The sequence below is a fragment of the Cyanobacteriota bacterium genome, assembly GCA_025054735.1.
Classification (GTDB): Bacteria; Cyanobacteriota; Cyanobacteriia; order SKYG9; family SKYG9; genus SKYG9.
This window is the reverse complement of record JANWZG010000133.1, coordinates 1-9,195: the sequence shown is the minus strand read 5'-3', so window position 1 is coordinate 9,195 and position 9,195 is coordinate 1. Positions and strand designations below refer to the sequence as shown.

8 protein-coding genes, 1 tRNA gene and 1 other RNA gene are annotated in these 9,195 nt (G+C 49.3%); 6 read left to right on the top strand and 4 right to left on the bottom strand.

The window, feature by feature from the left end; all coding sequences use genetic code 11:
• From NZ772_08230 to ssrA, 4 genes are all read left to right on the top strand, one after another.
• Nucleotides 1–240: ABC transporter permease (locus NZ772_08230; GenBank protein ID MCS6813541.1), on the top strand; the 240-nt coding region annotated here is incomplete at its 5' end.
• A gap of 36 nt (nucleotides 241–276) precedes the next feature.
• Nucleotides 277–1,611, top strand: a complete 1,335-nt coding sequence (locus NZ772_08225; GenBank protein ID MCS6813540.1) for a metallopeptidase TldD-related protein — start codon at nucleotides 277–279, stop codon at nucleotides 1,609–1,611.
• A gap of 138 nt (nucleotides 1,612–1,749) precedes the next feature.
• Nucleotides 1,750–2,697, top strand: a complete 948-nt coding sequence (locus NZ772_08220; protein MCS6813539.1) for a glycosyltransferase family 2 protein — start codon at nucleotides 1,750–1,752, stop codon at nucleotides 2,695–2,697.
• Nucleotides 2,698–2,894: 197 nt separating this feature from the next.
• Nucleotides 2,895–3,279, top strand: a transfer-messenger RNA (tmRNA) gene (ssrA, locus tag NZ772_08215).
• Between the two features lie 84 nt (nucleotides 3,280–3,363).
• Here ssrA and NZ772_08210 read toward each other — a convergent pair.
• Together NZ772_08210 and NZ772_08205 are read right to left on the bottom strand one after the other, a co-directional pair.
• On the bottom strand, nucleotides 3,364–4,215 hold the full coding sequence (locus NZ772_08210; protein MCS6813538.1) for a M28 family peptidase: 852 nt from the start codon (nucleotides 4,213–4,215) through the stop codon (nucleotides 3,364–3,366).
• Nucleotides 4,216–4,231: 16 nt separating this feature from the next.
• A tRNA-Met gene (locus NZ772_08205) sits at nucleotides 4,232–4,305 on the bottom strand.
• Nucleotides 4,306–4,541: 236 nt separating this feature from the next.
• Between NZ772_08205 and NZ772_08200 the strand changes: the two genes are divergently transcribed.
• Both NZ772_08200 and NZ772_08195 read left to right on the top strand, forming a co-directional pair.
• Entirely contained in the window at nucleotides 4,542–6,410 is a 1,869-nt protein-coding gene (locus NZ772_08200) for an iron uptake porin (protein MCS6813537.1), read from the top strand.
• A 323-nt stretch (nucleotides 6,411–6,733) separates the two neighbouring features.
• Entirely contained in the window at nucleotides 6,734–7,297 is a 564-nt protein-coding gene (locus NZ772_08195; GenBank protein ID MCS6813536.1) for a prepilin-type N-terminal cleavage/methylation domain-containing protein, read from the top strand.
• A 45-nt stretch (nucleotides 7,298–7,342) separates the two neighbouring features.
• Here the strand turns inward: NZ772_08195 and NZ772_08190 are convergent, their stop codons facing one another.
• Both NZ772_08190 and NZ772_08185 read right to left on the bottom strand, forming a co-directional pair.
• A complete protein-coding gene (locus NZ772_08190) occupies nucleotides 7,343–8,344 on the bottom strand; it encodes a glycosyltransferase (protein ID MCS6813535.1) in 1,002 nt (333 codons plus the stop codon).
• 129 nt (nucleotides 8,345–8,473) lie between these two features.
• Nucleotides 8,474–9,195 (bottom strand): CHAT domain-containing protein (locus tag NZ772_08185; protein ID MCS6813534.1); only part of this gene is annotated, 722 nt, incomplete at its 5' end.

The following is a 9,195-nucleotide window of genomic DNA, read 5'->3' as shown; positions in this document are numbered from 1 at the left end:
CGCTTGATCCCCAGTATTTCCAGCAACCTAGGGTTTCTCTCGCTGCTGGTTATCATGCTAGGCAACTACAATCCCCTGCTGATTTTGCCTATTGCCTTCTTCTTTAGCAGTTTGAATGTGGGCAGTTTGCAGCTACCGCTAGCCCTGAATTTAGAGTCGTCCCTCTCTGGTGTCATTCAAGGTGCATTGGTTCTATTTGTGTTGTTAGGACGCGGTATTCGTCAACCTCAGCGATCGTAAACCTGGTATCATTGCACCACCTAATGTTTGTTAACCATGCACGCTACCCTGGAACTCGTTTTTGCTCGCCTCGCTAACGCCCTAGCTGACCTCGTTGCTCCCAACGCCCACTTTACCCTCAACCTGTGGGGAGAACAAACGCAATTCGTTCGCTTCAACCATGCCAAAGTGCGCCAAACCGGAGTTGTTCGCGATGCCCACCTGACCCTAACCCTGATGCAAGACGATCGCACTAGTAATCGAGAAATCAGTTGCACAGGCGACTGGGATATTGATTGGCCTGCCCTGCAAACTGCTCTAGCTGAGCTAACCCAAGAACTGCCCCAATTACCTGTCGATCCTCACCTAGTTGTGCCCTCCGGAGAAAGCCATAGTCGAGATGTACACCTAGGTGACTTGCTGGAGCCGACAGCAGTTGCCGACCACGTGCTAAAACCCGTAGCAGACCTAGACTTTGCTGGCATCTATGCAGCCGGAGATTTAGTAAGGGCCTATGCCGACTCAGCCGGACAACGACACTGGTTTGCCACCCAGTCCTTCGATTTAGACTATTCCCTGTTCACTGCCGATGGTCAAGCCGTGAAAGCCACCCTAGCTGGAAGTCATTGGGACGATCGCGCCTACAGCCACCAACTCGACACCTGTCGAAGCCAACTGGAGCGCCTCAGTCAACCCCAAAAAACCATTCCCAGAGGGCAATATCGCACCTACTTGGCACCAGCAGCAGTCGCTGATCTTGTCAACATGTTGAGTTGGGGGGGCATTAGTGAGGCATCGCTGCAGCAGGGAGGTAGTTGCTTAAACCTACTGCAACGGCAAGAACGGCTGCTTTCACCCAACTTCACCCTGCGAGAAAACTTTCGACCTGGTTTAGTACCCCGGTTCAATGGATGGGGAGACATTGCTCCCCTGGAACTACCCCTCATTACAGCAGGGCAACTGACGAATACACTAGTTAGCCGCCGTAGTGCTAAAGAGTATGGCAAAATTGCCAATGGTGCTAGTCAAGACGAAGAACTACGCTCGCCAGAGCTTATGCCCGGAACCCTTGCTCCTAGCCAAATTCTGGCCACCTTGGACACTGGGTTGTATGTCTCTAACCTGCATTACCTGAATTGGAGCGATCGTCCCACCGGAAGAGTCACTGGCATGACCCGCTATGCCTGCTTTTGGGTAGAGAATGGTGAGCTTGTGGCACCGATCGAAAACTTGCGCTTTGATGAAACCCTCTACAACTATTTTGGTGATACCCTAGTAGACTTAACCACCACTGTTGAATTTGTCCCAGTCATTAGCACCTACGACTACCGCAGCATTGGTGGCTCCTGGGTACCCGGCATTTTGGTAGACGACTTCACCTACACCCTATAGCTGCATCCCAATCAAGTTAGGGTCAGTGACCTAGCAACACACTAAGCTGCTGCTACAGCGTCTGCTATAGATGAGATAGGCTACAAAGGAATTTAAAGATTGGAACTTAACGAGAACCTAACAAGCTATCCGTGTCTGATGCTGCCCACCTACTCCTTAATAGTGCCTGTTTATAACGAAGAAGAAACCTTGCCAGAGCTATATCGGCGGGTGAGTGCTGTCATGGATCAGCTTGACGGCACCAGTGAGCTATTGCTAGTCAATGATGGGAGCCGCGATCGCACCTTAGAACTCCTCCGTGATTTGCACGAAAAGGATCATCGCATTTGCTACCTCAGCTTGGCTCGCAACTTTGGTCACCAAATTGCCGTCACAGCAGGATTAAACTTTGCACGGGGTAAGGTAGTGATCATTCTAGATGCTGATCTGCAAGACCCACCAGAACTGATTCCACAAATGTTGGAGCGGTGGCGACAGGGCTATCACGTCGTTTATGCCCAACGCAGTCAACGTCAGCAAGAAAGCTGGTTCAAGCGTTGGACAGCTTATCTCTTCTATCGCCTCCTCCATCACCTAGCTGATGTTCAAATCCCGATGGATACTGGAGATTTTTGCTTGCTCGATCGCCAAGTGGTTGACGTGCTCAATGCCATGCCAGAACGTAATCGTTATTTACGGGGTTTGCGCTCATGGGTTGGCTTCCGCCAAACGGCGATCGTGTTCGATCGTCCCCCTCGCTATGCTGGCACTGTAAAATATACCTTCACCAAGTCCTTTGCCCTCGCCATCAATGGCATTATTTCCTTTTCCAAAGTGCCACTGCGGCTCGCCATCTACACCGGCCTATTTGCTGCCTTAGTTGCCCTACTCATGGTAATTCTAGCGGTATACTGGCGCTTCTTTGTACCCAACTCCCCCCTGACGGGCTATGCCACCATCATCATCGCCATCTTTTTTCTCGGTGCTGTGCAACTAGTCAGCATTGGTATCTTAGGAGAATACATCGGACGCATCTACGAAGAAGTCAAAGGCAGACCGCTATATACCCTATCGGAAGTCGCGGGTTTTCAAGACCATGGCCGATAGTTTCTGCTCCTGAAGCAGCAATGCCAAGACAACCCACACCACCTTCCTGGAACCAGAATCCTACAATTAACCCAGACTATTTAGGAAGTTTGTAGTAAGGACTTTAGTCCTTATCGATTAAGAGATGCTTGAACTAAGCAGAACCTACCACCACAGAACTCTGCTGTGCCTGCTATAATTTCAGTAGCTACACACGAGGGGTCGTAACGGTTTCGACGTGGTGGCGAACGCTGCTTCGTGATGCAGGCCGAGCGCGAGTCGTATCTCGTAAATCCAAGACTCAAACGAATAGATGCAAACAACATCGTTCCTTTTGCTCGTAAGGCAGTTGCTGTTGCCTAATAGCCTCTTTTAGGTTCGAGCGTCTGTAATTCGACTCCGTTAAGGATTGCAGACTTAACCCCAACGGATGCCCTAGGTAACTGCCTCTGGTCGGTTATCTAGTTAAGATTTAACCAGAGCATCCCACCGTTCGGGACAAGGGACGGTTCCTGCTCTGAGGATGAGAAGAGCTAAGCCTGTGAACGATCGAACAGTCAATAGTCATTGCGGACATGGGTTCAACTCCCATCGGCTCCATTGTTAACCTTATCGATAGAGAATGTCATGAGCTGTGGATGGCTTTGGTACAGTAACCAACACTAGAAGATAGTCATAGCAGATTTCTTACGGATTTTTGTGCTCGCTATCAAGGGTACTTAAGCCTATGAACAGTCCCTGACATACCCCTGTCAGAAACTCTAGATTCAACGTATCAATGCGATCGCTGGCTTGATGATAGTGAGGGTTGCGCAAGAATGATGTATCTGTTGCCATTAAGGCAGGGTAACCCTGATCCCAAAATGGTGAATGATCGCTAAGACGAGTTTCAGGCAGAGATAGCCCTCGATCGTTGACCAGCAGACACTCACAGGGAATGCCCGCGGCCCTAAGACTTTGGCTTAGATGGTTGAGATCTAATCGAGTTCGATCGTCCCCAACAAGGGCAAGGAAATCACCCTGAGCAGGATAAAGTGCCTCTAACCCTGGTGGATATCGTTGAGAGCCAGGCGTTGTATCCACATAGCCCAACATTTCTAACGACACCATCAGGCGCAACGGTTCACCGCGCTGGTGTAGTTCCTGAGCATAGTGCGAACTGCCCACCATGCCATATTCTTCTAAGTCGAAGGCCACTAAGCGCATAGGATGGTAGGCAGGTTGCTGGGCAAACAGCCTAGCTAATTCCAGTAAAACAGCTACCCCACTGGCGTTATCATCAGCACCAGGCGTACCTAGCACTGCATCATAGTGCGCCCCAATCAGCACAGGCGACTGCGATGTTCGCCCCGGCAGGTCGAGAATCAGATTTTGATGATGCAATCCACGCTGCGCAAACTCGTGCATAGTTACTACACCCCACTGACCCAACTGTTGACGCACATACTCCCTAACAAAGAAGTGACCTGCCGTCGCCAGATATGGATCGCGTTCACGAGTAACCTGCTGCAGATGAGCAAGCAATTGCTCTTGAAGCATGGATCACTGACTCTAATGGCGGGGCATGGATTTGAACCATGGACCTTCGGGTTATGAGCCCGACGAGCTACCAGACTGCTCTACCCCGCGTTACACCTATAAGTATAGCTTAAGCTACCAGAACGGTAACATTAAATTTGGTGAAAGAGTCCACCGTGTCTGGTAACATCAGCGAAAGTTAACGAATAGTTAACGGTTAAGTCTATATACTGTAGTCTGGGATACGTTATCTGTGTGTCTGTCAGCTTACTTTACTGTAGTGGAAAGACCAGTTTGGCTACAGCTAACACTTTGTGTTTTCGTTCTGCATTTTGGTGTGAGGATTAATGTTTAAGATTTCTACCTTGTGGAATATTTGTCTGGCTCTGCCTGTGACTGTGCTTGCATGTCTAGTTGCCGGCAACGTTGCTCGCGCAGGTTCCTCGTTGGAAGATAGTTCTCGATCGATTGGCTCAACATCTTCGGCTATCCAAGCTACTGTCCCAGCGTCTACATTGGCGATGACTCCAACAGAGTCCAGTCGATCTACTGTAGCTTCACAACCGTTGACGACTAGCGCAACAGATCCAGGTCGAGTTACGAATGCGATCGACTCCTACTACTACATGGCACCTGTCGATACTGACCCCGCTATGCTTCAGGTTACGTCCGTTACCCAACTGTCTGATGTAATGCCTACTGATTGGGCCTATCAGTCGTTGCAATCACTGGTTGAGCGCTATGGCTGTATTGTGGGGTATCCCGATGGTACATTTCGAGGCAATCGTCCCTTGAGCCGTTATGAGTTCGCGGCTGGCCTAAATGCTTGTATGGACAAGATTAGCGAACTGATTGCCCAAGGTACAGCAGACTTAGTTAGCAAATCTGACCTAGAAGCTATTAGAAAGTTGCAGGAGGAATTTGCTGCTGAACTGGCAACCCTGAAGGGTCGGGTAGATGCCCTGGAGGCCCGCACTGCAACCCTAGAGGCACAGCAGTTTTCTACAACTACCAAGCTCTCTGGCCTAGCGTTCTTCAACGTCACTGGTGTATCTGGTGGCACAAATGTACGCTCCGAGCAGTTAGTGAGCGGTGCACCTGCGATTTTCACAGCGACAGAAAATCCTAACGTAACATTCAGTAACTTGGCTTGGTTAACTCTGCTAACTTCTTTCTCTGGTAAGGATCAGTTGATTACCCAACTGGCTGTTGGTAATGGATTCTCTCCGGCCAATCTACTGATCTCTGGTGGCAACTTCTTTAACACTTGGGGCGTACCCTTCACTGACCAGACGGCTGGTGTTGATCCAGGGTTGTTCATTCTCCGCGAACTATCCTATGCCTTCCCAGTAGGCGACAGTCTACGGGTCGTGGTTGGCCCCCGCGTTAACATCTATCGTTACTTCGACGATAACCGTTACACCTTTATCTTGAATGGTGTCGGCTCCTTTAATGGCAGCGGCAGTACCTTATTCAATGGTGTTGACCGGGGTGCTGGTGCTGTGGCCATCCTGAAATTGGGTGATGCTGTCGAAGTGAAAGCAGGATACTTTGGGCAATCTACAGAGTTCTTACCAGCATTCCTCAACAGCGCTGCTGACCCAGCTAAGGGTGTGTTTGGCGGCTTAAATACAGCGATCGCCGAACTAGATTTCTATCCTAGTAAGGATTTGTCTCTGCGGTTTACCTATGCTCGCACGAATCAAACTGTTTCTGGACTTTATCCAACTGCTACTGAGCCTGTAACGGGTATCTTCAACTTTGCTGGTCGCCCTGGCACCTCTACTAACGTTTCTTCAGATACGTTGCTGGCAAACTTCGACTGGAAACTGTTCTCTGGTCTAGGTCTGTTTGGACGTTATGGCATCGCATTCTCTAACTTGAATACCACTGCGGGCAACGTTGGGCAAATCACTACCCAGTCCATCCAATTTGGGGTAGCTTTTCCAGATCTCTTTAAGAAGGGAGCCTTGGGCACAATTTCCTTCTTAATACCCTACGACGTTACTAGTGGGCGTAACCTGTTGGCAGCAGGTGCAGCCTCAACGCCTGGCTTGTCTTACTCAACTCAGTATGAGCTTGAGGCCAACTATCATTTCCCAGTTACCGATAATATTTCCCTTACCCCGAACTTGATTGTGGTATTCAACCCCAACAATATTTCGGGCAACCCGACCGTGTTTGTTTACAACCTCCGTACTCAGTTCCGGTTCTAGGCCATAGTTCACTTGCTTGTCCTATACCCTCTCCCGCTTGGGAGGGGGTTTTTTTTGGAAATGTTTTCTCTGTTGCAAGCTATACCACTGCGTTCTCTACACCATGGATACGGATAGCTTGCGGTAAGGACTCAAGTTCTTACTACGAACTAATAGGTTGTGTCGCTGGCTTGTGGAGAATTGGTATTAGCTCCGTTGTGATTGGTCATTCCGTAGATTTTAGGATTTTGTTCCGGTGCATCCGTTAATTCTCTGAAAAACTATTTGGACTGGTTGTCATCACTGATTTGTCCAAACAAACCACCGAGAGGATGCTGACTGTCATGACGGATGAACTGAAGGCTATCTTGATGAGGACGAGAGTGCAAGCCACAGCAGAGCGTGGGTTTACACTAATTGAGTTGTTGGTTGTAATCGTTGTGATTGGGATCCTATCGGCACTAGCCTTGCCATCATTCCTAAACCAAGCTAGTAAGGCAAAGCAATCTGAGGCAAAGCAGAATGTAGGATCCTTAAATCGTGCTCAGCAGGCTTACTATTTGGAAAATTACGAGTTTGGAACGACAGTGCATACTCTGGGCATTGGCATTCACGAGCAAACCGATAATTACTCCTATGCCATTTTGCTCGATACTCACAATACGGCTGTGGAGATAGTTGGAGCTTCATTGAAGAAACCACTACGCCACTACCAAGGGCGGGTATGGTTAGACTATTTGCCAGATAGTAATGAAGTAGTTACTCAGTCTAATATTTTGGAGTCAAGACAAGTAGCTGCCAACCATACAGGTCTGCATGGTTTGGTAACATCGTCTAATTTTGGGCTGATTCGGGACTTAGATGCAGTACAGTTGCAACGGAACTGGCGACAGTTAGACAGTAAATAGCTGAGTTCTGATTAAAGTTGTAGTGCTAATTTTTACTTCAAAAGCCTAATCAGAATTTAGCGATATCGGACGTAGACGATCGATGAGGAGTTTTGCCACAATCATCGGTGTAAGGCCACGAATGCCTGCAAGGGAGAATAATTCTGCTACATGTTGGCGAAAGAGCGATCGCCGCTGACAGGCATAATCCCGTAGACAGGCCGATTGTAAGCATGTCAGCGCTTTTACCCGCAGAGAGGTTGGTAAGGTTTGGCAGGTATAGACTCGTTTGTAGAGTTGCCAAAACTCGCGATCAGCTACGTCATGCTGGGTTGCACCTTTGGATTGATAGTGGTGACGAAAATGGGCAGCAATGCCAGGCACAAATTGAAATCGACAACCGGCAATTACCATACGCCAAAACAAGTCGTAGTCCATACAGTGGTGATAGGTCTCGTCAATCAGGCCAATCCGATCAAAAACGAGTTTCCTGATAAACATCCCTTGGTTAAACAGGTTAGTTGGCCAAGGCAGTAAGTCATGGGGGTCAAATTCTCCGACCGGGTAGGTCAGTAATACCTGTCCCTGTTCGTTGATTGCCCTGACTTCCCCAAAGAACACATCAGCATCAGGGGAAGCAACCGCAGCGGCTGCCATGCGCCAAAACGTACCTGGTTGATAGATGTCATCAGAGTTTTGCCACCCGATTAAGTCACCAGTTGCTTGCTGAATGCCCTTATTTACAGCATGGGACTGACCTCGATCGGGTTCGCTTACCCACTTGTGGATGAATGAGTCGTAACGCTGGATAATTTCCATTGTGGTGTCGGTGCTGCCACCATCCATAACTATCAGTTCTAGGTTGGGGTATGCCTGCAAGAGCACCGAGCGTATGGTTTCTTCGATGAATCGCCCCTGATTGTAGCTGGGGATGATAATGCTAATCCGGGGCAGGGGTGCTGTAGGTTCATAGGGTATCGCAGTGCCCTCTGTCCAGCACCAACCTAGCTGTTGTGGGGGCGGGGGCGGCAGGTCGGCGGGAGTCAACGCTTGAGAGACGATCGGCATAGTTCACAGTTACACAACAGCACACTTAGGCAATTAGAGAGAGCTAGAATCTAGCACGAGTTATATCGAGCATAGTCAATGTAACATGTGCCAAGCGTAGCGTTAGAGAGTTAAGTGAATTAGCTCGCCTTACTCTACATTGCCTATGAGGGTGAATGCAGCCCAGTCGATCGGATCAGGATAGACGGCTTTTGTGGTGATCATTGCTTGTCGTAATGCTTCTGCTTTGGCTTGCCCCTGTTGTAAGTTACGGTAAAACTCTGTCATCAGCAACACTGTGGAGTCGTCTGGCACCTTCCATAACGACACCACCAAGCTGGCAGCACCCGCCGCTAACCACGATCGCGACAGGCCAATTACCCCATCCCCGGTAATTCGCCCCCGCCCTGTATCACAGGCACTCAGGGTTACCAAATCTGCCACCAAAGTTAGCTCAAGAATTTCACTCGCTGTTAGCAAGCCATCAATCTTTCCTAGGGGTTGTGCCATAGGCTGAGCTGTCTTTAACTCTGGTGCTAGGGCAATTGCTCCAGGAATGCCCTGGCCCTCAAAATCATTCAAAAACCCATGGGTAGCTAGGTGAATAATGCGAGCATTGGGCAAGCGGGCCAAAACGGCAGACTTTGTGGCTTGATCATGCACTAGAGCTTGGGTTTGCAGCAAGTTGGCGATCGTTTTGGCTTCTTGTTCCGCACCGGGTAAGGCGGATAATGTCTCTGGCTTGCCCCCTAACTGAAAGGTGATTTGGGGCATGGTTGGGTTGCCTACAATCAATGCTGATGCAGCACCTGCCCTAGACTCCTGATCGAGCAATCGTCGGCGTGCCTGAGTCAGTTGCAACACCTGGATAG

What these genes read in the sequence shown, in the direction of transcription:
- NZ772_08225 (MCS6813540.1), top strand. Translation starts at nt 277, where the DNA reads ATGCACGCTACCCTGGAACTCGTTTTTGCTCGCCTCGCTAACGCCCTA.
- NZ772_08220 (MCS6813539.1), top strand. Translation starts at nt 1,750, where the DNA reads ATGCTGCCCACCTACTCCTTAATAGTGCCTGTTTATAACGAAGAAGAA.
- NZ772_08210 (MCS6813538.1), bottom strand. Translation starts at nt 4,215, where the DNA reads ATGCTTCAAGAGCAATTGCTTGCTCATCTGCAGCAGGTTACTCGTGAA.
- NZ772_08200 (MCS6813537.1), top strand. Translation starts at nt 4,542, where the DNA reads ATGTTTAAGATTTCTACCTTGTGGAATATTTGTCTGGCTCTGCCTGTG.
- NZ772_08195 (MCS6813536.1), top strand. Translation starts at nt 6,734, where the DNA reads ATGACGGATGAACTGAAGGCTATCTTGATGAGGACGAGAGTGCAAGCC.
- NZ772_08190 (MCS6813535.1), bottom strand. Translation starts at nt 8,344, where the DNA reads ATGCCGATCGTCTCTCAAGCGTTGACTCCCGCCGACCTGCCGCCCCCG.